Here is a 22,873-nt window from a genome sequence, read left to right on the forward strand (position 1 = left end):
TTAACAATTAATTATATTAATTAATTTAAATCTATTATAAATGAATGCATTCTACTTCTTCATGCTTTTCTCTTCATTTTATTATTGAGAAATATTTTCAATAGTCTACATTATTATGATTCACAATCTTATAAACGAATGCTTAATTCTACTTTTACTCTTCATAGCTTTAAAGATACGAGCTTTACATTCAAATACTATCACTCTGTTTTTTTTGACAATTCACACAAAAATGGAGAAATATAATATTTTTAATAAGTTCTCACTATAAATGTAACTATGATTTCAATTTTTTATCTTTATCCCCATAACACATCACCTGTTATATAATAAATTTATAGAATTTACAGAAAAAGAGGTCTTTTCATGTTACAACAACTATTCAATTCACCTATTCTATCCGTTCAAGCCTTGCACCCAGGTTATGAAGATCATGCAAGTGATGTTTTTCTCGTTCAAACAGAAGATACAGAAGTTATCGTTCGTGCTTCTAAAATGAATGAAGAACCAAATAATGATTTTTGGTGGGGATGTAAAAATTTATTTGGAATTGATCCAAGGAACGTCCATCATTTAGAAACGGTACATACATTGCTGCAAGAACATACGAATCTTCCTATCCCAACAATATTAGAAAAACATGTTTTAAATGGCCGTGAATTTGTGGTGGTTGAAAAGTTAGTAGGTAACACAGTTCAATCTTTTATCGAGCAACCAGATTCTATTTTATTCAGCCTAGGAAAAGGACTTGCAGAAATACATAAATTTAAAGCCGATTTCATAGGAAATCCGTCAGGCACGTTCCAAGTTCCACTAGATGAATTCCAATCACATATTTTAAACGTAAGTAAAGAGCTTGTGAATATGTTTTATTCTGATGATGAAAGCATACAAAATGCATTCCCTACCTTTGAATCACAACTTTCTTCCCTGTCCGTACCAAAGGAATCTACACTCGTCTTAATTGATATGGATCCTACTCAATTTTTATCTGACGGTACAACTATTACGGGTTTAGTAGATACTGAAGCTTACGCTGTTGCTCCGCGAGAGCTTGATTTTATCGGACTAGAATATGTACTTACCGAAAAAGAAGCACATGCCTTTCAAAGTGGTTACGAAACAATTATGTCTATTCCTCACTTAGAAGAATATAGACAGCCTTATCGTTATTTATACCGACTGTTATCTGTGCAAGGTAATGTGGAATTAAAGAAATGGTTAAGTCACCCATCCTATTTTTAAATACGAATGAGAGGGATTATACAATGGATATTCGGAAAAAGCGTTCTGTAACAGAAAGTGAAATACAGCAAATGAAGGATTTGGCTTATATTTGTGGGCAACAAGACAACCTTGATTACTCTTCAGATTTACATATCAACTTTTTAAAAAATCGAAATGAAGATTATATAAACGATTTTCTTCTTTATAACAGCACTCAATTAATTGGCGCTTTAAATATGTATGATTTTGAAAGACCAACAAAGCTTGAACTAATAGGCTTTGTACATCCTCATTTTAGAAAACAACGTTTCGGAACTATCCTTTTACAAACTGCAATGAAAGAAATACAAAATAGAGAGACAGATGAAGCTCTTCTTATTATCAATGGGGATTCTATTTCTGGGAATGAATTTGTAAAACATATGAAGTTACCATATTTATATAGTGAATATAGTATGGAGTTCAAGACAAACGAACTTCAAAAAACAACAGATAATAATATACAGCTTACTCTTGCAACTTCAGAATCACTTCTTGATCTTATTGAAATTTCTAGTAAAGCTTTTGGTGATTCAGTAGAAAATACGGCTACATGGTTACAAAAAATGATGACTTCACCTTCTCATAAAGTTTACAGTGCTCTTGTCGATAAAAAAATGATAGGAACGATTACAGTTACTGAGCAAGATCATTCTACTATATTATCAGGATTCGCTGTCCACCCTTCCTATCAAGGTAAAGGCTACGGTAAAGCTATTTTAAACTATATGACACATAAGCTCTTCACAAATGGTGCTACAACAATTGAATTACAAGTTGAAACAAAGAATAACAATGCTTTGAAGCTTTATACACAATGCGGTTTTGAAATTATGATGAAGCATGATTATTATAATTTAATGAATAGCAAGGAGAATATTTATGTCTAAAAAACTTATTTATTCTAATTATGATATTTTCGCATCTATTTATAATAAACATTGGGGACATTTTTCTGAACACTCCTATCCAGCTTTTGAACAACTCGTTTTACAATATGCACAACCACGTTCTCATATTTTAGATCTTTGTTGCGGGACTGGTCATCTTACTAGGAAACTACTTGATCATAATTTTGTAGTAACTGGTATAGATGGTTCTACTCAAATGATTGAGTATGCACGTAAAAATGCGCCAGATGCAACCTTTATCGTCGATGACGCTCGCTATTTCAATATAAATGAGCAATTCCACTACGTCATCTCTGCCGGTGATAGTTTAAACCATATTATGAATTTAGATGAACTAAAAAGTGTGTTTCAGAAAGTTTACTCCGTATTACATAACGAGGGTATATTCGCATTTGATATGAATATGGAAAAAGGATTTCTTAAAAACTGGATTGCTTCGTTTCATATTTCAGAGAAAGAATATGTTTGTACGATTGATTCTACATATAATAATGAAAATAAAAAAGCAGAAATGAACTTTATACTATTTCACCATGACATAGATAATAATTGGACAAGAAGTGACTTTTCTTTTGAAGAAGCTTGTTATTCCAATGAAGAAATAATTTCTTCATTGGAATCTGTAGGTTTTAAGAACATTCAATTCCACGGTACAAATAGAGCATTTTTCACTTGCCAAAAATAAAAAAACTGAATCGAAATGATTCAGTTTTTTCTTAATATATTTACAACTGCAGTTGTTTCGTCATTTTCTTTATAGACACGCGGAATTCTTCTATCTAGCATACATGTAACTTCATAGTTTATTGTACCTAACATATCCGCTATTTCTTCTACTGCGATATTTTCTTCACCTTGTTTACCGTAGAATACTACTTCGTCTCCTACTTGTATTGGCATCGCTTTTGAAACATCCAGCATTAACTGATCCATACAAACACGGCCGATAACAGGTACTCGAATCCCGTTAATTAACGCATAGCCTTTATTAGATAATTGACGATTATAACCATCAGCATAACCAATTGGTACAGTCGCAATCCATTCTTCACCAGTTGTTACATACGTATTCCCATAACTTACACCGCGATTCTTCTTCGCATGTTTAATATGAGCTACTTTTGATTTTAACGACAACGCAGGCTGTAAAGAAACGATTGTATGATCCACTTCTTTTGACGGATACATACCGTATACTCCTATTCCAACGCGTACCATATTTTGAAATGTGTTACTTAATTCCATTGATCCTGCACTATTTGAACTATGAATATATGGTATTTGAATTCCTAATTCTCTCGCTGTATTAACAGCTTTTTCAAATAAACTTGTTTGCATATTCGTATATGATTTATCGATTTCATCTGCCGTAGAGTAATGCGTAAATATCCCTACTACCTCTACATACTCCATACGGTTTAATTCTTCTAAAAATGGTTTAACCTCTTCTTCTTGTAAACCGATACGACTCATTCCTGTATCAATTTTCACTTGAATTTGTACTTTCTTTTGAAGACGGTTTGCAATTTCATTTATACCATGTAAATCTTCTACTCTATAAACAGTCATCATAACGTCATATTGAATTACATCTTCTACAGCCGCAACTGGTGTGTATCCTAAAATTAAAATCGGCACAGTAATTCCTGCTTCTCTTAATTCTATCGCTTCATCTACAAATGCAACTGCAAGTTGATTTATTCCTGCTTCAATTGCAGCTTTGGCAACTTCAACTGCCCCATGGCCATACCCATTCGCTTTTACAGCAGCCATCATCTTAATTTTTTCATCATTTACATGTTTTTTAAATTCGTTTACATTATGTTTTACAGCATTTAAGTCAATTTCTACAATTGTATCTCTTCCATATTTCAAACTCATTGGTCTAACTCCTAACTCAATAATTGCATTCCATTCTATTTCACGTTTCATATGACCTTTTACAATATAATACTTTTCATTATGCTAGTCAAACTACTAGAATTTTCGGAATTTTGAGTATGATATAATATCCTCAAGAAACTATTATATACGGAGACGAGGAGAATTACAATGTTTGTTCAATCTGCATTACATCAACTAAAAGTTGCTATTGATACTTCTATTGATATGCTTAACCAATATAGTGAAAACGATTTAAAAATACAACCGATTCACTCAAAACGATCATTATTTGAAATGTATGCACATCTTTCTCTTATTTGTCATGCTGATTTACTCATTTTAAATGGTATTTCAGAAAAAGAATTACATACCTTTTATATAGAACATACGCCCGTAACAGTTGCTCACATGCAACAAACGATGATTGAAGGATACAACCTTCTCTCTAAAACATTTCTTTCCTACTCCCAAATAGAATTAGCAGAAGTTATGACTGCCTATTGGGGGATTTCTTATTCGCGCTTTGAATGGTTACTTGAAATCGTTGCACACTTTTATCATCATCGTGGACAAATTCATATTTTATTATGCGAGCATATGAAAGATCCTCGCATTCCTTTATTTGAGTGATTTTCCACTCATTCATTAATTATAAATAGAGAAGCTACAAAACCAATAAAAAGTATCATTCCTAATAAAATAAATGTTTGAGCATAACCTCCTATTTTCATAAGATAAATAGAAATGATAGGCCCTATACTAGTACCTAAAAATAAAATAAAAGTATAAATAGATACCGCTATTCCCCTTGCTTTCCCTCCTAATTGACCTACAAGAGAAACTAAAGACGGAACGGATATAGCAATACCTATTACAAAACAGACACTCATCATTACAAGTAGAAATAGATACGAAACAAAGCCCATTGAACTTAGACTAAAAATAGCAATCAACAATCCTCCTTGAAGAACTTTCCTTATTTCAAACCTCTTTGTTAAACGACCTGCAAGTGGTGACAGCAACATACCAAACAGCCCTGCTAAGCGAAAATAAAGGATTTGTTCCGCAGTTAAATTGTAAGTAGGAGAGCTCAAATAATTCCCTAAAACAGTATACATATTAACAAAAGCCATTAATAAAACGAATGCAATTATATAGCTTAATACTAAGCTTTTATTTGTAAAAACTTTACCCATCTGTTTAATTGGTCCCAAAATATCAGTATAGGATTGAGACGTCTCTCCTTTCGGAAGAGAATAATAAACCCATATAGCAGTACTTATATAGACAATGCTAAGAAGAAAGAAAACCATATGCCATCCAAAATGCTGACTAACAGCAGTACTTATTACCTGCCCTACAATTCCAGCTACTAAAAAACCGGTACTAACAAACCCTATTGTTGTAACCCTTTTTTCTACTGGGAACATTTCTACAACGTAGGCTAACGCTACTGGAGAAAATGTAGCTGCGGCTATCCCCTGTATACCTCTAAAAATAACAAGCCAAAATAAACTATCTACAAACCCTAAGCAAAAAGAAACTATCGACAGTGCAAGCAATCCAATAAAAATCACTTTTTTTCGTCCATATTTATCAGAGATTGCCCCAAATAACAAACACCCTATAGCAAAGCCAACAGAAAATATACTTCCTGTAGCTGCCGAGTGTGTTAATGACGTATTAAAAATGTTTGAAAATAGAGAGATTAAAGGTATTGTTACATATAGGCTAGACATAACTACCATACCCGACCAACATAATACAGCTGTCATTATTGTATAATTCTTTTCACTATTTACTTCCTTTCCTATTTCCATCATAAACTCTCTCCCTTATTACCATTTATTTTTATTAGTTTAAAACCTCTAGATCACTAAAATAGCATTCCTTTAACTCTTATTTATTTTAATTACATAGCAAAAATTATCACCGTACAAAAAGTTAGTTAAACATATAATAAGACAAGCTAATTATATGTCCAAATAAATAAGTTGATCTTCATAATCAACTTATTTACCTACCTTCTCCTAATTTCACCTGCATAGTTGCTTGCATTTTATTTAATAGCTTTTCTAAAACTTGACGCTCTTCTTGATTAAAGCCATCAACTAACGAAGCGCAAGATAACCAAAAAGTTGGTAAAGAATGTGTAACTAGTTCTTTTCCTTTCGGAGTAATTTTCACCTTTAATCTTCTTCGATCTTTAGAATGGTGGAATCTTACGATTAACTCTCGTTTCTCCATCCAATCTAATAAGCCAGTGACAGAAGCACGTGTAATCCCTAATCGACTCGCAATATCCGAAGGACTCATGTTCACTTCTTCCCCATTCGCTTCCATTTCACGCAAAATAAACAATAGTAAAAAATCTAATTTACTCTCTGAAATACCAAGTGGAGCTAAATCTACGTCAACAGCATCAAGAACATTATCAGACGTCCATAACATTAACAAACCAAGTTTTGCTGCGATTGGATCCGTTTCCGCTGATGCTGTCTTTTTGATTAACTCTGCGTACGGCTCAATCCCTAAAGGAAGAGAATCTTTTCTTGAATCCATTCATCTTCACTCTCCTTTCTCATTAAATAATTAGCTTACCTAATTACTTTCTCATTATACTCATATTTTTCCTTTTATCGCAAGCACATTGTTGAACAAAAAAATCCTATTATTAAAACAGGATTTTTCACACTGACTAGCTATCAGTTTTAAATAATGCGTAACTTCTTTAAGGCATAAGAAATTCCGCCTTCACTCGCCTTCGTTGTAACGAAATCAGCCCTTCTCTTCAACTCCTCTCCACCATTTCCCATCGCAACTCCTAATCCTACATACTGCAACATCTCAATATCATTTCCACCATCACCAAAAGCAATGGCTTCTGATTTACTAATATTTAAATGTTCCAATACTTTTTGAATTGCAGTTAGCTTCGATACTTTACTATCTTCCAATACATTTATAACGTAACCATGAAAACGGTCAAACGTAAGTGCTGGATATCTTTCAATGAATTTTTGAGCTTCTGCTTCATCGGCATACAGACATATGCAATACATCTCATCTGACAAGTTTTTAACTTTGTCAGGATACCGCTCTAAATTTAAAGTTTCATTTAACGCTCGTATGACACGTTCATCTTTGGAGGCAATATCATTCATTGCAAATTCTTCTGTAAAGTAAGAAACACTGTGACCATGTAATTAAGCAAAATTTGAAATATCATGAACGATTTCGCTTGAAAGTACTGATTTATGTATAACTTCTTCCCCACATTTTATATGTGCACCATTTGCAGAAATATACGTATTTATGCCTAACCCCTTAAATTGTGAGCATAAACTATATGGTCTCCCTGTTGTAACAACTACGTGAATCCCCTTATCTATTAATCTTTGTACCGCTTCTTTTGTACTTTCGTGCATACTTCTATCAATCTCGCTTAAAAGCGTACCGTCAACATCAAAAAATGCAACTTTGTACATAAGTCTTTACATCCCGTCCAAATGATTCGTATCATTAATGAAATGCACCGTTTTTTGTTCACCCTCAATTTCAATTAAACTTATTCCCGTATCTCCCATTTTGAAATAGTAGTCCATTGAAATTGGCATATTGAAAAATGCACGTAATAGACTATTAATTACGCCTCCATGGGCAACAATCGCAATTCGATCATATGTATTCTCTGTCACAATTTTAGAAAAAATCCCTTCTATTCTCATTCGAAACTCAATAAATGACTCTCCGTTTTCAAAACGGTCATGAAGAAACTTTGGTTCTGGATATTTCTTTGCTTCTTCAAATGATAAGCCAGCTTGTATTCCATTATTAAACTCCATTAATTCCTCTTCTAATTGAATTGGACAACCAATTACTTCTGCTAATGTTTCACCCGTTTCACGAGCGCGTTTTAATGTGCTTGCCCAAATGAAATCTGGTGCAAAATCTTTTTTCACTTTCTGTACAAGTTTTTGTACTTGTTGTCTCCCTTTTTCAGTTAACTCAAAATCAGCTCGTCCTTCATGCACATGTAAAATATCAGCTTCTGATTCTCCGTGGCGTATTAGTAGTATTTGCATGTTTCTCTCTCCCTTTATTTAACATTCATAAAATTCCATTATATCACATTTTAAGATTTCAAAATAAAAAAGGAACGGTCTCCCGTCCCTCATCCATTCACTTTTTCCGCATCATTCCAATAATATTTACTAAACGCTTCTGTTAACACATCAATTGTGTTATATAATTCATCTAACGTATTATCAACACCACCAACTTCAATTAACATCGCATTTTTCGATAAATCTTGGTTATAAACGCCATTTCCATCTTTTTTATACTTTGGAAAAATCCCTCTACTTAATCCGTAGTAGTTTTCATCTAAATAACTATTGATTGCTCTTGCAATTTTTTCATTTTCAGCACGCCTTTCATTTTCCATCCCAATTATAAAATATAATCTTGCATACGATTTCCCGTTAATTACTTTTGTTGTTACTTTCTTACGCTGGTCATCACGATGTATATCAATCGGAAACGCAATTTTATTATTTTGTGCTAATGCTTCTTTTACATATTCATGAGACGCTTTATATGACTGATACCATACCCACTTTTTACTCGCTAATAAATCACCCATATTCGTTTTATCGTGAATTACTGGAATTCCTTGCCCCTCAAGTTGTTCCTTCATACGTTTTCCTAGTAAGGACACATTTACATCTGGGCTAGATGGATCAGTTGCCCCTGGTAATAATGGAAAGAAGGATTCCCAGCTATGTGTATGATAAATATATACTGCACTCTCACCTTTTTTCGCTCCGTTCTTTTTCTGAACCGGATTATTCTTTTCCGCTTCTGTAACTTTATCTTTTGCTACTTTCCGCTCTTTCGTTACTTCTTCAATCGGTACACTAGATTCATTTGGGATATTCGTCAAGTTTGTCCCTTCCCCAGCTACGATAATGTTAGAATAATACTTTGACATACCAGGTACTTCTTTACCGACAAATGTTCTTAAATCTTTAATCTTCAAATCTGTCGCAATAGAGAACATTAAATTCCCAACTGACTCTCGTTTATTCTGCTTAAAATAATCAAATCCATAATAGCGATTCTCACTTTCTATCATTTGAACAAAACCTTGCATCGATACTTTTCCAAACCATTGATTTGCATAATTCGATTTCATTGTATGTAAAAGTGACGTCAGAATCGACGCTATCATAATTACTATTAGCGCATATAAAAGGAGTAACGAAATTAGTTTCTTCCCATGTATTCGAGTTGCATACTTTTTCACTGCATCACCTTCTTTATACATGGATATGTACAAGCTTTTCGGAATATACGCACAAAAAAAGAGAAATGGTATCCCATTTCTCTTCCTCACTTTTATTGTTCTTTTCCTGTATCATTTGAAGGTAGTTTCTTCGCTTGTTTTTCTTTAAATATTTCTCCAATTGCCCCAAGAGTACCAAGTGTTTCAATTGCATTAGACGGAATAAAGACTTTATTTGCTGGTCCTTTTGCAACTTCTTCTAATGATTCAAATGATTTATAAGCAAGTATACGTTCATCTATATTCGCTTCACGAAGCAATTCAATACGGTTTTGTTCTGCTTTTGCGATTTCTTCAATTGCTCTTGCTTCCCCTTGCGCTTCTAATTCTTTCGCTTCTTTTAAACCTTCAGCTTCGCGAATACGCGCTTCTTTATCCCCTTCAGCCATCAAGATTTTACTTTGCTTTTCCCCTTCAGCGCGAAGAACTTTATCTTGTTTTGCTGCTTCAGCTTCTAAAATAATCGCACGTTTATTACGCTCAGCCTTCATTTGTTTTTCCATTGATGCTTGCACATCTTTTGGCGGGTTAATATCAACAACTTCGACACGTTCAATACGTACGCCCCATTTTTCTGTTGCTTCATCAAGCGCTAAGCGGATTTCTGTTGAAATTTTTTCACGACCAGATAACGTTTCATCTAGTTCCATTTTACCGATGATTTGACGCATCGTTGCTGAAGTAATATTACGAACACCATATTCATAGTTTGAAATACCATATGTCGCAAGTTCTGGTTCAACAATTTGATAGAAAATAATTGTATCAATTTCTACTTGAACATTATCTTTCGTAATTACCTTTTGCGGTGGTACATTCGTTTGTTGAATACGTAAGTCATGATATACACGGACACGATCTACAATTGGTATTAAAATATTTAACCCAGGGTGCATGATACGTTGAAACTTACCAAATCTTTCAACAACCCCAACTTTTTGCTGAGGAATAATTTTAATTGTTAATGCGATAAATGTAACTACAATTAGTGCGAATATAATCGTTAACGTTAATGCTACCATATTTATTCACTCTCCTTTTTCACTTGTAATATAGTACTATGCCTCTTTATAACAACGACTTTTTCTCCAGCATCAATTGAAGAATCTGCAATAGCTGTCCAAGTATCTCCATCCACCTTTACAATACCATTCGCTTCATTTGTAATCGCTTGCATAACAATCCCTTTTTTACCAACAAGCATATCTACTGTATCAGTAAAACCTTTTGCTTCTCGAAAGTTTTTTGAAATTCTTTTCGTAAAGAATGTCAAAGTTAAACTTACAATTGCACCAACAGTAACTTGTAACAGTAGTGCATCAGGAGCAAACAAAGCAATAAGACCTCCGACAACAGCCCCAATTCCAAGCCAAAGCATGTAAAATGTAATCGACAACATTTCTGCGATAAATAAAATACCAGCTATTATAAACCAAATTACCCAAGCAGCCATATGCAACCCTCACTTTCTTTCTCATTTTCTATATGTATATGAAGAAAAGAATGGTTTATCCGCCCTTTCTTACACTTGGGCGTTTGCTACAAGCTATTGTACATACTCACTGTTACAATGATTATTAATATAATACTATATCAATATATTCTTCATTATACATGAAAATTCCTTTCAAAAAGTGACAAAAAATGAAATTCTTTAAAAATTTTAATTTTTAAACTACAATTATTCTAATTACTAAATACTATTTTTTAGAGGTGGTATTCTTATTGAAAAACCAGTCACTAACTTACTACTTAGGTTCCAAAATATGCATTACTCTTGCTGACATCGTATATGTAATGATTATTACAACTCATATTTATATAGCAACTAAATCAGCTACTATTACTGCTCTTTTTCCACTATTACAAGTTATCACAAATCTAATTGCTAACATCTCTGCACCTCTTATAGTAAATCGTTTTCCACCTTATACGTTGTTATATACGCTACAATGGCTAAAAACAGTCTTTTTACTATTATTAATGATTTTATTTCCGGTCTTATCCACAAATATTATAGCTCTATTAACTTTTATTTTTTTCATTTCATTATGTAGTGGATGGAGTGCTCCATTACTATACAGCATTCTTCCGCGCCTTACACCAAAAGAAAAATTAGTAAAAGTAAATAGTATCTTTTCCTTTTCAACACAAATTGCGCAAGCCGCCGCTTATTCATTTACGAGTGTTATCGTTCTTCTCATTGGCGCTACATCTACACTCATGATTAATAACATGTTGATGATTTTTGGATGCATTGCATTACACTTTTCATTACATACCATACATACTGAACGAATAGCAGACCCTCCCTCTTCAAAAAGTACTGCTTTATCGGAAGGTTGGAAACTCTTATTTCAAAATCCTTCTCTCCGTACCGTTACATATATGGACTTAATTGAAACTTTCGCAGGGACAATATGGATTGGTGCTATTACAATGGCATATGTTACGTCTATTCTTCATAAAAGCGAAGAATGGTGGGGATATATTAATACAAGTTATTATGTTGGTACGTTAATCGGTGGTCTATTAGCATGGAAAATGAGTTCCTATATTCAAAACAATTTAATACGATCCATGTCGATTGGCTCTCTTATGTTTAGCATTCTTACATTTTTATATGGTATGACGAGCAGCGGATTTATTGCGCTTTTTCTATGTGTTCTAATGGGACCATGTTATCAAATTAGAGATATTTCTCAAACGACAGTTTTACAATCAAGTGTCGCCCCTTCTTTATTATCAAAAATGTATACGGTACATGGCGCCCTTCTTTCAACAACTTCTGGTCTTTCTATGCTTAGCGTTGGCATTATTACTGATATGTTCGGTGTCCGTACAATTTATATAATCGCTTCTATTCTTATTTTATGTTCCGCTTGTTTATCTTTCAGTTTATTAAAATATTATAAACCAGAGTAGAATAATCTATCACTGTAGTCAACACAGCAAAAAGGACAGGAATTCCCTGTCCTTTTTGTTTATTCTGTTCATGACAAGTTCGGGATTTTTCTATGTTTTGTCGCCTGTTCAAAAGCGTAAGCTAGCTTAATTAATATCCCTTCACTAAAGGCAGTACTTGCAATCGTAATTCCAAAAGGTCTCCCGCTTTCCATATACCCTGCTGGTATTGCTATAGACGGATAACCCGCTTTCGCACATATAGTAGAACCTATATAGGAAGGAAACAGTATCGCATCAAGATTATATTTTTCCAATGCAAAATCAATGCCTTGTTCTTGAGAAAAATATATATCTTCTAATCTCGCATTTAAATATTCTGGATTTCGTAACGTATTAGGAAAATCTTTTCTTCCCTCTAACTTAGTTTGTCCATATTTTAAAGCTCTTTCTGCCATGTTTTTATTAAACTCCATTAACTCCGAAATAGAATGTACCGGAATAATAGAACGTAATTTAGAAAGATAGTTATCTAAACTATGCTTCAGTTCATAAAGCGGAACTCCCCAACTCCATTCTCTATGAAAAGAATGAATATCAATATTCTCTACTACTGCCGCTCCTTCATTACGTAATACTTGGATCGTTTCTTTAAACAATTTTTCATCATACTCACCATTTTCGTAATAATCTTTTGGTGCGTCGTTAAACACACCAATTTTCGCTCCATTTAAACCATTAGCATCAAGGTAAGATGTATAATCCTGATATGCCCTACCTTCACTTTTACGAGTTGCTACATCTTTCTCATCCACTCCAGTTAAGCTCCCTAGTAAAATAGCGGCATCTGTTACTGTTCTAGCAAATGGTCCAGCTGTATCTTGCGAATAAGTGAATGGAATAATTCCTCTACGACTAATTAGACCGACAGTCGGTTTAATGCCAACTACAGAGTTTTGAACAGCGGGGCTCAAAATAGAAGCATCGGTTTCTGTCCCAATAGATACTACTGTAAAGTTAGCGGCAACTGCTATCGCAGAGCCTGTACTTGAGCCCCCAACAAACATACCATCCTTACCCGTTCCGTATGGATTAATTGTTTGACCACCTCTTGCACTATATCCAGCCCACATTTTAAAAGACATTGCATTTGCTAATTCTGTCATATTCGTTTTTCCTATTATCACGGCCCCTGCTTCTCGCAGTTTAGTAACGAGAAATGCATCTTCACTACTTATATTTTGTTCTAGAGCAATCGTACCTGCACTTGTATGCATGGAGTCATTCGTTTCAATATTATCCTTAACCAAAACAGGTATACCATGTAGCGGACCCCTTACACCCTTTGTCTTTCTTTCATGATCTAACGCTTCTGCAATAAAAATAGCATCTGGATTGATTTCTAAAATTGAATTGATTTTCGGTCCGTCTTGATCATACTTTGCGATTCTATAGAGATAATACATCACTAGCTCTTTTGAAGTTAACTTTCCAGATTCCATTTCATTTTGAATATCTTGAATTGTTAGTTCCGTTTTTAAGATTGGATTAAACTGAATTTCCATTTATATTCTCCCTTATATGAACTTTTTTAGCGTATACCCCTTACTTTTTCATTTTTTCACCTCAACACATCCTAAATTAATATCCCTTTAAAGAAATTCAATTTCCTTATTTAAACACCTTTAATTTCCCGAAAAATAAAAAAAGTCTGAAACGGATTAACCTTCGCTTCAGACTCTTACATTACTGTGCGTATACTTCATCTAACAAATGTAAAAACTCACCTTGTTTCCCAGCTAATTCAGGGCATTTTGCAATATTAATCCATTCGTAGCAAAATACTAATCCTTTATCTTCCTCACCAGCACTTACAATATGTTCCCAAGTATCCTTTACATCTGTTAGTAAAGTTACATGGAAAAAGTGGCGTTTTTCATATTCCTGTTTTTCTTTCATATGTATAATGTAATCTGCTAAAAAACGCTCTATGCATAAATGACGCAATCCGGATTCTTCCTGTACTTCACGCAATATAGCCGCTTCTAACGTTTCACCTTCATCAACCGTTCCCCCTGGCACTTGAATACCAGCTTCATGTATATCACGATGTTTAAAAACAAGTAATTGCATAACCCCCTCTTTTTCTCTTGTAATATATGCATGTACTTTTTTCTTATATAACATCGTCATTGTACGCCTCTCCCCTCAATTGTTCACTCTGTTACTTCTTCAAGCGTCAGTTGATTATCATACAAATATGTAGCTTGTGGATTTCCCACATACCTTACGTGCCATGGTTCATACCGATAGCCCGTAATCGTCTCTTTCGCTTTTGTGTATCGAATCACAAAACCAAATTTATGGGCATTTTCAGAAAGCCACTGACCTTCTTTCGTTTCCCCAAAAACCGTCTCTAACTGAAATTTAGCAGATTGAGACGTAATATCCATAGCTAGTCCAGTTTGATGCTCACTTGTACCAGGAACCGCGCTAGACATTGCTGTTTTTGCTTCTCCATCTTGTTTTTTATACATCGTATTTAATGCTTTTTGTCGATCAAAAGATCTAAATCCAGAAACTGCAAACAGGAAAATACGCTCGTTGTCAGCCTGCTGAAACATATCCTCAAGCGCCCTCGCTGCCTCTTTTCTCATCTTTTTCTTTTCTTGATCACCTTCACTAGAGTAGCGCACTTTCGGAATAACTAAATCTGGCGGTCTATACCCATCTGGTAAACGCCTACTTTTATTCACAAGTACAAGCATTGAATTCGGATTATTAATTACCGCAATATCCCCATCCATATTAGCAATCGTTTCTTTTGCTTTCGGAAATATGCTATTTACACTTACTTCCCGCGCCTGCTTATCCTTATACATTTTATAATTGATTCCTGCTACTCCAACAATAATTATTGCAGCTATGATACCAAGTAGTGCCCATCTTTTTTTCATATAACGACCTCTTATTTTAATAATTTGGCCATTTCATACTCATCGATGCCCTTTCCATCGATAATAAGAGCAGCTTTTTTGACACCTTCTTTCTCAAATCCAGCTTTTTTATATAGTGCCTGAGCTCTTGTATTGTGGGCCATTACTGTTAATTCTAAACGCCATACATCATGTAATTTTGCCCACTTCTCAACCTCTTTAAACAATCTCGTCCCAATACCTCGCCCGTTATACTCTTGCAAAATACCAATTACAATGGTTGCTACATGCCTCTTTCTTTGAATGTTATTTCCATTCACTAATATAAAACCTACTATCCTCTCATCTTCAACTGCTACAAATATTGTTGCATATTCATTTTCTATAAAGCGATGGATCATTTTTTCTTGTTGCTCAGCTGTAGTTTTTCTTTCTCCTGGTTCATATAACATAAACTTCGTTTCTTCATCTAATTGCTTACTTAATTGCAAAAATGATGCTGCATCTTCTATTTCGATTTCCCTAATCACTTCAATCACCCTACCAGTTTCATAATAAAAAGTTTTCCTTATAAAAAGATTTTCTCTACTTTCCCGAAAATCCCTTTGTAAATCTCCTACTATAAATTGACAAATTTCGATATTACTATAACAACGACAAATTATGTCTATTCTGTGACGTCTCATCATTACAAAGAAAAAACGCAAGCATTACACTTACGTTTTTTCAAAAATACTGTGAACTCATCTTCATCAGGTGAGGTCTCTCACCAATTTAAATTTCACTTTATCCATTCACTTTTTCTGCCTGCCAAAAATATTCACCAAATGCTTTAGCAAGTGCATCAATTGATCGATTCAATTCTTCCTCTTTATTATCTACACCGCCAACTTCTATTAATATCGCTTGTCCTGATAGGTCTTGATTATAGATTCCATTTCCTGTCTGGAACCCTTTTTGAATGACCCCACGACTCACTCCTGGATATTTCTTATTAATCGCCTCATGTAAAGCTGTCGCTAATTGTAAGTTTTTTTCATAGTTTTTATTTCCTTTCCCTACTACAAATGCAAGCTTTGCATATGATTTATCTCCAATTGTTTTTGTCGTTACATTCTTTCGGGCACTATCACGATGCAAATCAAAAAAGTATTGAAGATCTTTATTTCCAGCCATAGCTTGCTGCACAATTTCTCGTGACATCTTATACGAACTATTACTGTTTAAACCTTTACTTATTAACTTTTGACCAACATCACTCTTATCGTTAGTGGCGCCAATTCCTTCACCTTCTAGTTGTTCACGGAAACGGTCTCCTAATATAGAAATATTCGATACAGAACTCGTTGCTTTATTCGGATTCGGGTCATTCGTTAAGTTAAGTAAAGGTAAATAGGATTCCCAGCTATGTGTATGATAAATAAACGCAACTTGTCTTTTCCCGGTCGTTTGGGACGGCTGTTTTTTCTCTTTACTCGTATCTTGTTTAGGTGCTTGTCCAGTTCCACTAGTCCGTTCCTTCACTACTTCTTCAAGAGGGACACTCGACTCTATCGGTAAGTTAGAATAATTTGTACCCTCACCCGCAATAACAATTTCTGTATCGTACTTACCAAACCCAGGGAGCTCTTTCCCGACAAAACTGCGTACATCATTAAAGCGAATATTTGTAGCCATAGAAAAGAGAAAAGAAGAAATTGAAAAATCTTGATTCAAATTTCGATACTCCTGTGTAAAATAATGATTCTCTTTTCCAAGTACATACATGTAACCATTCATCGATAACTCATTTAACCAATTATATAAATACGTTGACTTCGTCTCTTTCATAGAGGTTACCATCATACTAATAAGAAAAAAAGTCGCTAGCACTGTAGTAATAACAAATAAAACTAACTTACGCATGCTTGTAAACTTCATAAAAAAAAAGCCCCGATTCATACTATCACCTCTCTATTTCAAGTTATGTACAAGCCCTAGAGAATAGACCGTTAAAATTTCGGCTATATTGTTAATGAGGTGAAATGAATTGAAGCTATTAATAGGAATATTACCAATCGCTCTATCATTCATTTTTTATTTGTCCGCTAAGCATCCAAAAGTCTCTATTGTGCTACATATTTCTGCGTACTTGGCACTGTATGTACTCGGTACAATTATTTCCATTAATATATACGATGTTTTAATACAAGATTTAGTTTTCATGACAAGCATTCATGGAATTTTACTGAATCCATTTTTCCTTATTGCAGGAGCGTATATAGGAACATACACTTTGTACCTACTTTTGTCTCACATTATTATGAAAATAAAAAATGGAGGGTAATGAAATGCAACCACCATTTATCTGTCATACATGCAAAAAAAGAATTGTAAGAAAGAAAGATCTTATTATAGCCACATGGTGCTTCCGCTTTTATTTATTTCACAGTGATTGTTTTAAACGACAGCAAGTGTTCATCTCACGGTTTCTCCCTGTGAATACACTTTTCAATTTCTTTCTTATTGTATATGGACTTATTTTTGGCAGTATTCTTATGATTACAGAACCATCTATTATTTGGCTGACTTTCTTTTTCCCCATTTTTTATCGGTTTCTTTCTTATTATTATGTTGAACGTTTTTTCTCTACATAACGAGTTGACTGTCCTTTAGGAATGCTTAAACATAGCCACTCATTTTCTTTTAACATTTTACCGATGTAAATAATCTGTCCAATATGCAATGCATAATGAGAAATTTGCCTTTCAATTGCTTGCAGGACCGTATGAGCTTCACCACGAATGTATACCGTCTTCAATAGATGTTCCGGCAATATCGTATTCATCGTATTAAAAACGTATTCCCATCCTTCTTGCCACGCTGCAAGGGCTTCCTTCTTTGAAGAATAGCCTCCTTCAAATTCACCATCTCGGTCACGATCAACTTTTTCACCATCAGATGTTAAAAAATCCGTCCATCTAGAACGCATATTACCATGCAGATGCTTTATAATAATCGCTATACTATTTGTTTCTTCATGAGAAGACCATTGTATTTGTTCGTATGATAATTGAGAAAGTGCCCGTTCCCCTTGCTTCTTTGTTGCTTTAAAGTTCGAAATCGCACATTGTAAATATTCTCGTCCGATATCCATATTAGTCCCTGCCTTCACCCTAGCTAATTTTTGTTCCATTTGGCAATTCCATATTAGGCTGAAGCAACACAACATCATCAGCTTCAGGAACGCCGCCAAGCACAAGCACTTCTGATTTAAATCCAGCTACACGCTTTGGCGGAAAATTTACAACAGCAACAATTTGTTGACCGACTAAACCTTCTGGACTATACCTTTTCGTAATTTGAGCACTTGACTGCTTTATCCCAATTTCTCCAAAATCAATTTCTAGTTTAATCGCTGGAACTCTCGCTTCTTTAAATTCCTCTGCATGTATTACAGTTCCAATTCGCAAATCCAAATTTAAAAAATCTTCAAAATTAGCCATTTTATCATTCCTCCCAATTATTACTTAGACAAAATATAAAAATCCCCTTCAAAAAAAGAAAGGTGCCTAAGCACCTTTCTTTTGTAATTCACTTGATTCATTTGATTTATAGAGGAAGAAACCGAGAATCCCGCCAATACATGATGGAATTAACCATCCGATTCCTTCGTTATATAACGGTAACATTTGTAGTACATTAGAAATCACGTCAATTTTAATGTTCGCACTTTCTAAACCGTTAAAGAAACTAATTAACAATGCACCTAAAATAGCTCCAATATAAATTGTATTACGCTTCCCAATCCACTTATGGAAATACGAAAGTACGATTAATACAATTGCAACTGGATAAATGATCATTAACACAGGTAATGTTACGGCGATTAATTGTGTTAAACCTAGGTTAGATACAATTAAACTAAATACACATACCATTGTTACAATCGTTTTATGTGAAAGTTTTGGGAATAAGTTTGTAAAGAAACCCGCACACGCAGATGTTAACCCAACAGAAGTTGTTAAACAAGCGAGTATAATAACAAGCCCCAATAAAATTTTACCACTCGTCCCATATAGCTCATTTACAACATTCGTTAAAATAAGACCACCGTTTTCTGAGACACCAAGTGATGTACTTGTTGAACCAAGATAAGCAAGTGATAAATAAATTAACGTTAAACCAAGTACAGCAATAATACCTGATACGACTGTTATTTTTGCAATTTGACTACTCTCTTTTATCCCTTTAGAGCGAATAACTTGTACAACGACAATTCCAAATACGAGAGCACTAATTGCATCCATCGTTAAATATCCTTGAATAAATCCACCAAAGAAAGCATTTTCTTTGTAAGCAGCTAACGGCGCAGCCGGCTCTCCAATTGGATCAATAATTGCCTTTCCGACAATAACAGCGACAATTAATACCAATAGTGGTGTAAGAAACTTTCCGAACCAATCCACTAATTTAGATGGATTTAATGATAAATACCACGTTATTCCGAAGAAAACTATCGTGAAAAGAAATAGCATGTACCACTCTGAAACCATTGCCTCTGATAAAAAAGGCTTCATACCCATTTCAAACGAAACAGCTCCAGTACGCGGAATTGCGAAAAATGGTCCAATTGCTAAATAACTAATCAATGGGAAAATAAACGCAAATATAGGGTGGACTCTAGAAGACAGCGCTTTCAAGTCCCCCTCTACAAACGCGACAGCTGTTACAGCTAGTAGGGGTAATCCGACTCCCGTTACAAGGAATCCTATTGTAGCAATCCAAACATTCTCTCCTGCTTGTTGACCTAAAACTGGCGGAAAAATTAAATTTCCTGCTCCTAAAAATAATGCAAATAGCATTAAACCAATTGCTACCGTATCACCTGGCCTTAAACGTCCCTTCATGCTCTTCATTTGCATAGCACTTTTCCATTGTTTATCTCTATATTTTACAATATGCTATGCATCCTCCTCTCTGCTCAAGATGATAAAATATGCCCCTTACAAAGCAGTGTCTTTCTCCATAATTTCTCCATTCCCCTTATTTTTACTCTAATCATTAATACAATTGTTATTTTCGAATTTTGATTTTTTTGAATTTTCAAATCATTAGAGTGTTATTACGTGGAGTATAGTTGTCAGACCTCTTTGTTTTTATCACACATATAGTAACATATTTAGTTGCAAAATAAAAACATATTTTCAAATTGATTTTTTTGAAAATCGAAATTATCTACAATTTTTATTCTCTTACACAAATATTGTTACAATCTCTCCTATTATCCTATCGTTATTTTCAAATAACTTTACACACGTAACATAACAAAAGCCATCCAAGATAATTAGATGGCTTTTGTATGTTACTCTATCGTTTCAACTTCACGTGGATTTTTCATCTCTTCCACATACACAACTCTAAATCCGTGATCTTCTAAATCTTTCAATAATGTCTCTAATTCACCGTCGTTAAACTCTTCTCCTAATGTAAACATAATTCTACGAACTAATAAGGCATCATTATCAAAAGTCATCAAACTTTGAATACCAGTGTATTTCTTTAAAACTGTCGATAACTTTTGAATTGCTCCATTATAGTCTTGCGTTCCAATCATGACAGAGTATTTACTAGAGTGAACGCCCCATGCATCCTCTAATAACTCAAAAACTTTTTTATGCGTTAAAATTCCAAGGAAAATCCCTTTTTCGTCAACTACTGATAAATATGGCAATTTTTTTATTGTAAAAAATACTTTAAAGAAAGATGAATCTTCTCTCACAAATCCTTCTTTATCGTTTAATAATTGTATCACACTCTCATCAAGCGATCCTTTATATTCTAAAATATCTACTTTATATATATTCCCTAAAAATTTCTCTTTTTTTTCATCTAAAACTGGTACACAACGATACCCCGTTTTATTTAAATGCTCTAACGCTTCCCCTATCGTAATCGAACTTGAGCACAGTAAAACTTCCCTTTTCGGCACGTAATTCCCTTTAATCCTCATAAAAAACCTCCTTATGTTAAAATACTTTCTGTGCCATAACTATATTATATTTTCAGAAAAAAATAAATAATTTATTTTATTTTTCTGAAAATTATTCATTTTCTTGTCATAATTTATTCATGAATCCTTCACTTGCACTTTCTTCAGCATCTAAAACCCTTCCTCTGAATTCTAAATCACTTCAATGTATCATTTGTACGGACCTAGTTGCTTTTTAGAAAAGTAATGATTTGTCTCCTTACTTTTCATTAATATATTTCCTTTTATAATTAAAAAATAGGTAGCTATTAGAAAGTAGATCACCCCAAATAACCAATCCAAATTTGTAGCCAGATTGTGTAAAAGAATATATCTCATATATACATAACCAATTGGAACATGTAGTAATACAACCGCACCTAATCCCGGATTATATATTGTTTTAGCTTTTATATTCGCAAAAATACCATGCCATATGAATTGAAAAAATCCCATTAAAATAGGTGCCAACCCAAGCCATATTATATTTTGAAAGAAAACCGGGAGTAAATAAAAAACATACGTAATCAAAATATTTATTACCATAGCAGATTGCGTATTTAATGGATAGCGATCTGGTATATCACTTTTAAATATAACTACATTAAATAGACCAGCAAAATAACCTGGCCAACGATACTCTTCAAATTGATGCACTAAAATGGCCACAAAACTTAACCATAACAGTACTTTTATTTCACTCATTTCTCCCAAATTCGCGACTAAACAAACTACGACAACAATAGCGACCACTAATCCTATATCACACCAATGCTTTCTAAAGAAACTAGCCATCTCTATCACCCACTATCTCAATTTTTATAAAAATAGCGTTCAAATAGGAAATCAATCTGTTTTTCTACAGATGGTACTTTTATATCTGCCCCTGATTCGAGAATTGGCATCATTAATGTGGGAAGAAAAATAGATCCAAATATTTGTACTGTCATCATCATTAAAATTTCCTGATCCGTTTCATTCGTTATTTCGCTCAAAATATTCTTCACTTTACTAAAACCTAGCCTCTTCAAAAAATCCCCATATTCGTATTGAGATGTAAATGCCGTAGTTCCCATTGCAATAATCTTCCTAACTAACTCCGGATATTGCCGAATTACTAGTACATAATCCAATAAAAATATTTTTAATCTTTCTTTTGCTGGCACTGTAATATTATCTAAAATAGAAAAAGTGCCTTGAAAGCTAATTAATAAGACTCTAATCGTCTCACTAATCAACTTTTCTTTTGAACCAAAATGGTAATTTACAAGTGCGATATTTACATCTGACAATGCTGCAATTTTTCTTATCGTTACCTTTTCAAAACCTTCTTTTTTAATTAATTCCAATGTTGTATTTAAAATCTTTTCTTTCGTTGATACGTTTTCATTTCCCTCCAATTTATATCCCCCCTCTAGAATTTATTAGTTAAACAAAGATTTAAACACCGTTTAATTACATGGTATCACTTTCAAATTAAAAAAATCTATTTAATCCTTTCGACACTTCCCTACATTTCTCTTCATTCCATACAAAAAGTGTGAAAATGCAAAACTGTTCACGCTTTTTGTATTCGTACTGTTACATACCCGTTTCTGCTTTATATTTCATACAT

The 22,873-nt window shown here is 33.8% G+C and carries 25 protein-coding genes and 1 pseudogene; 7 read left to right on the plus strand and 19 right to left on the minus strand.

Features of this window, described 5'->3' with window-relative positions; translation table 11 throughout:
- Nucleotides 1-366: 366 nt before the first annotated feature.
- From N2V92_RS24795 to N2V92_RS24805, 3 genes are read left to right on the plus strand one after another with little or no spacing between them, the layout of a single operon-like run.
- Entirely contained in the window at nucleotides 367-1,245 is an 879-nt protein-coding gene (locus tag N2V92_RS24795; protein WP_000941370.1) for a nitrate reductase, read from the plus strand.
- 23 nt (nucleotides 1,246-1,268) lie between these two features.
- Entirely contained in the window at nucleotides 1,269-2,156 is an 888-nt protein-coding gene (locus tag N2V92_RS24800) for a GNAT family N-acetyltransferase (protein ID WP_000354634.1), read from the plus strand.
- Complete coding sequence (locus N2V92_RS24805; RefSeq protein ID WP_000038499.1) at nucleotides 2,149-2,862, plus strand: class I SAM-dependent methyltransferase; 714 nt, start codon at nucleotides 2,149-2,151, stop codon at nucleotides 2,860-2,862. Before N2V92_RS24800 ends, N2V92_RS24805 begins: the two co-directional genes overlap by 8 nt.
- 20 nt (nucleotides 2,863-2,882) lie before the next feature.
- On the opposite strand, the gene alr is transcribed toward N2V92_RS24805, so the two are convergent.
- Nucleotides 2,883-4,058 (minus strand): alanine racemase, encoded by a 1,176-nt coding sequence (gene alr / locus N2V92_RS24810; RefSeq protein WP_042598669.1) that lies wholly within the window; start codon nucleotides 4,056-4,058, stop codon nucleotides 2,883-2,885.
- 171 nt (nucleotides 4,059-4,229) lie between these two features.
- On the opposite strand from alr, the gene N2V92_RS24815 reads away from it, so the two are divergent.
- On the plus strand, nucleotides 4,230-4,691 hold the full coding sequence (locus N2V92_RS24815) for a DinB family protein (RefSeq protein WP_000497993.1): 462 nt from the start codon (nucleotides 4,230-4,232) through the stop codon (nucleotides 4,689-4,691).
- Nucleotides 4,692-4,699: 8 nt separating this feature from the next.
- On the opposite strand, the gene N2V92_RS24820 is transcribed toward N2V92_RS24815, so the two are convergent.
- From N2V92_RS24820 to N2V92_RS24850, 7 genes and pseudogenes are all read right to left on the minus strand, one after another.
- Nucleotides 4,700-5,881 carry an MFS transporter gene (locus tag N2V92_RS24820; protein ID WP_033668968.1) on the minus strand — a complete coding sequence of 394 codons (1,182 nt, stop codon included), beginning with the start codon at nucleotides 5,879-5,881 and terminating at the stop codon, nucleotides 4,700-4,702.
- A 196-nt stretch (nucleotides 5,882-6,077) separates the two neighbouring features.
- Nucleotides 6,078-6,623 (minus strand): MarR family winged helix-turn-helix transcriptional regulator, encoded by a 546-nt coding sequence (locus N2V92_RS24825; protein ID WP_000378334.1) that lies wholly within the window; start codon nucleotides 6,621-6,623, stop codon nucleotides 6,078-6,080.
- A 149-nt stretch (nucleotides 6,624-6,772) separates the two neighbouring features.
- A pseudogene (locus N2V92_RS24830) lies at nucleotides 6,773-7,549 on the minus strand (Cof-type HAD-IIB family hydrolase).
- 6 nt (nucleotides 7,550-7,555) lie between these two features.
- The gene (locus N2V92_RS24835; protein ID WP_001166447.1) at nucleotides 7,556-8,146 is read right to left on the minus strand and encodes a histidine phosphatase family protein; all 591 of its coding nucleotides are present in this window, start codon (nucleotides 8,144-8,146) and stop codon (nucleotides 7,556-7,558) included.
- 89 nt (nucleotides 8,147-8,235) lie between these two features.
- Nucleotides 8,236-9,441 carry a stage II sporulation protein P gene (gene spoIIP / locus N2V92_RS24840; protein ID WP_374058747.1) on the minus strand — a complete coding sequence of 402 codons (1,206 nt, stop codon included), beginning with the start codon at nucleotides 9,439-9,441 and terminating at the stop codon, nucleotides 8,236-8,238.
- A gap of 20 nt (nucleotides 9,442-9,461) precedes the next feature.
- Nucleotides 9,462-10,430 carry an SPFH domain-containing protein gene (locus tag N2V92_RS24845; RefSeq protein ID WP_000226256.1) on the minus strand — a complete coding sequence of 323 codons (969 nt, stop codon included), beginning with the start codon at nucleotides 10,428-10,430 and terminating at the stop codon, nucleotides 9,462-9,464.
- A 2-nt stretch (nucleotides 10,431-10,432) separates the two neighbouring features.
- Nucleotides 10,433-10,861 carry an NfeD family protein gene (locus tag N2V92_RS24850; protein ID WP_000741974.1) on the minus strand — a complete coding sequence of 143 codons (429 nt, stop codon included), beginning with the start codon at nucleotides 10,859-10,861 and terminating at the stop codon, nucleotides 10,433-10,435.
- A 272-nt stretch (nucleotides 10,862-11,133) separates the two neighbouring features.
- Between N2V92_RS24850 and N2V92_RS24855 the strand changes: the two genes are divergently transcribed.
- Complete coding sequence (locus N2V92_RS24855) at nucleotides 11,134-12,333, plus strand: MFS transporter (RefSeq protein ID WP_016077824.1); 1,200 nt, start codon at nucleotides 11,134-11,136, stop codon at nucleotides 12,331-12,333.
- A gap of 68 nt (nucleotides 12,334-12,401) precedes the next feature.
- On the opposite strand, the gene N2V92_RS24860 is transcribed toward N2V92_RS24855, so the two are convergent.
- The 5 genes from N2V92_RS24860 to spoIIP (N2V92_RS24880) form a co-directional block, all read right to left on the minus strand.
- Entirely contained in the window at nucleotides 12,402-13,877 is a 1,476-nt protein-coding gene (locus N2V92_RS24860) for an amidase family protein (protein WP_000405403.1), read from the minus strand.
- Between the two features lie 181 nt (nucleotides 13,878-14,058).
- Complete coding sequence (locus tag N2V92_RS24865) at nucleotides 14,059-14,505, minus strand: NUDIX hydrolase (protein WP_000178282.1); 447 nt, start codon at nucleotides 14,503-14,505, stop codon at nucleotides 14,059-14,061.
- A 23-nt stretch (nucleotides 14,506-14,528) separates the two neighbouring features.
- Nucleotides 14,529-15,269, minus strand: a complete 741-nt coding sequence (locus N2V92_RS24870) for a M15 family metallopeptidase (protein ID WP_000747643.1) — start codon at nucleotides 15,267-15,269, stop codon at nucleotides 14,529-14,531.
- An 11-nt stretch (nucleotides 15,270-15,280) separates the two neighbouring features.
- Nucleotides 15,281-15,778, minus strand: a complete 498-nt coding sequence (locus N2V92_RS24875) for a GNAT family N-acetyltransferase (RefSeq protein ID WP_000617571.1) — start codon at nucleotides 15,776-15,778, stop codon at nucleotides 15,281-15,283.
- A 256-nt stretch (nucleotides 15,779-16,034) separates the two neighbouring features.
- Entirely contained in the window at nucleotides 16,035-17,189 is a 1,155-nt protein-coding gene (gene spoIIP, locus N2V92_RS24880) for a stage II sporulation protein P (protein WP_016077825.1), read from the minus strand.
- Nucleotides 17,190-17,277: 88 nt separating this feature from the next.
- Here spoIIP (N2V92_RS24880) and N2V92_RS24885 point away from each other — a divergent pair, with 88 nt between their 5' ends.
- Complete coding sequence (locus N2V92_RS24885) at nucleotides 17,278-17,574, plus strand: hypothetical protein (protein ID WP_016077826.1); 297 nt, start codon at nucleotides 17,278-17,280, stop codon at nucleotides 17,572-17,574.
- Between the two features lie 4 nt (nucleotides 17,575-17,578).
- Entirely contained in the window at nucleotides 17,579-17,884 is a 306-nt protein-coding gene (locus N2V92_RS24890) for a hypothetical protein (RefSeq protein ID WP_016100102.1), read from the plus strand.
- Here N2V92_RS24890 and N2V92_RS24895 read toward each other — a convergent pair.
- The 6 genes from N2V92_RS24895 to N2V92_RS24920 all read right to left on the minus strand — a co-directional run bounded on the left by N2V92_RS24895 (nucleotide 17,857) and on the right by N2V92_RS24920 (nucleotide 22,658).
- Nucleotides 17,857-18,423, minus strand: a complete 567-nt coding sequence (locus N2V92_RS24895; protein ID WP_016077827.1) for a DUF1572 domain-containing protein — start codon at nucleotides 18,421-18,423, stop codon at nucleotides 17,857-17,859. The genes N2V92_RS24890 and N2V92_RS24895 overlap by 28 nt on opposite strands.
- Entirely contained in the window at nucleotides 18,404-18,733 is a 330-nt protein-coding gene (gene csaA, locus N2V92_RS24900; RefSeq protein WP_001263021.1) for a chaperone CsaA, read from the minus strand. The genes N2V92_RS24895 and csaA overlap by 20 nt, the downstream gene beginning before the upstream one ends.
- Before the next feature lie 66 nt (nucleotides 18,734-18,799).
- A complete protein-coding gene (brnQ4, locus tag N2V92_RS24905; RefSeq protein WP_396135568.1) occupies nucleotides 18,800-20,137 on the minus strand; it encodes a branched-chain amino acid transport system II carrier protein BrnQ4 in 1,338 nt (445 codons plus the stop codon).
- Between the two features lie 455 nt (nucleotides 20,138-20,592).
- Nucleotides 20,593-21,240, minus strand: a complete 648-nt coding sequence (cbpA, locus tag N2V92_RS24910; RefSeq protein ID WP_001220522.1) for a cyclic di-AMP binding protein CbpA — start codon at nucleotides 21,238-21,240, stop codon at nucleotides 20,593-20,595.
- 189 nt (nucleotides 21,241-21,429) lie between these two features.
- Nucleotides 21,430-22,053 (minus strand): HXXEE domain-containing protein, encoded by a 624-nt coding sequence (locus N2V92_RS24915; protein WP_153599244.1) that lies wholly within the window; start codon nucleotides 22,051-22,053, stop codon nucleotides 21,430-21,432.
- 17 nt (nucleotides 22,054-22,070) lie between these two features.
- Nucleotides 22,071-22,658, minus strand: a complete 588-nt coding sequence (locus tag N2V92_RS24920; RefSeq protein ID WP_016077829.1) for a TetR/AcrR family transcriptional regulator — start codon at nucleotides 22,656-22,658, stop codon at nucleotides 22,071-22,073.
- Nucleotides 22,659-22,873 lie beyond the last annotated feature (215 nt).

The organism is Bacillus sp. CH_48, assembly GCF_038008465.1.
Classification (GTDB): Bacteria; Bacillota; Bacilli; order Bacillales; family Bacillaceae_G; genus Bacillus_A; species Bacillus_A thuringiensis_S.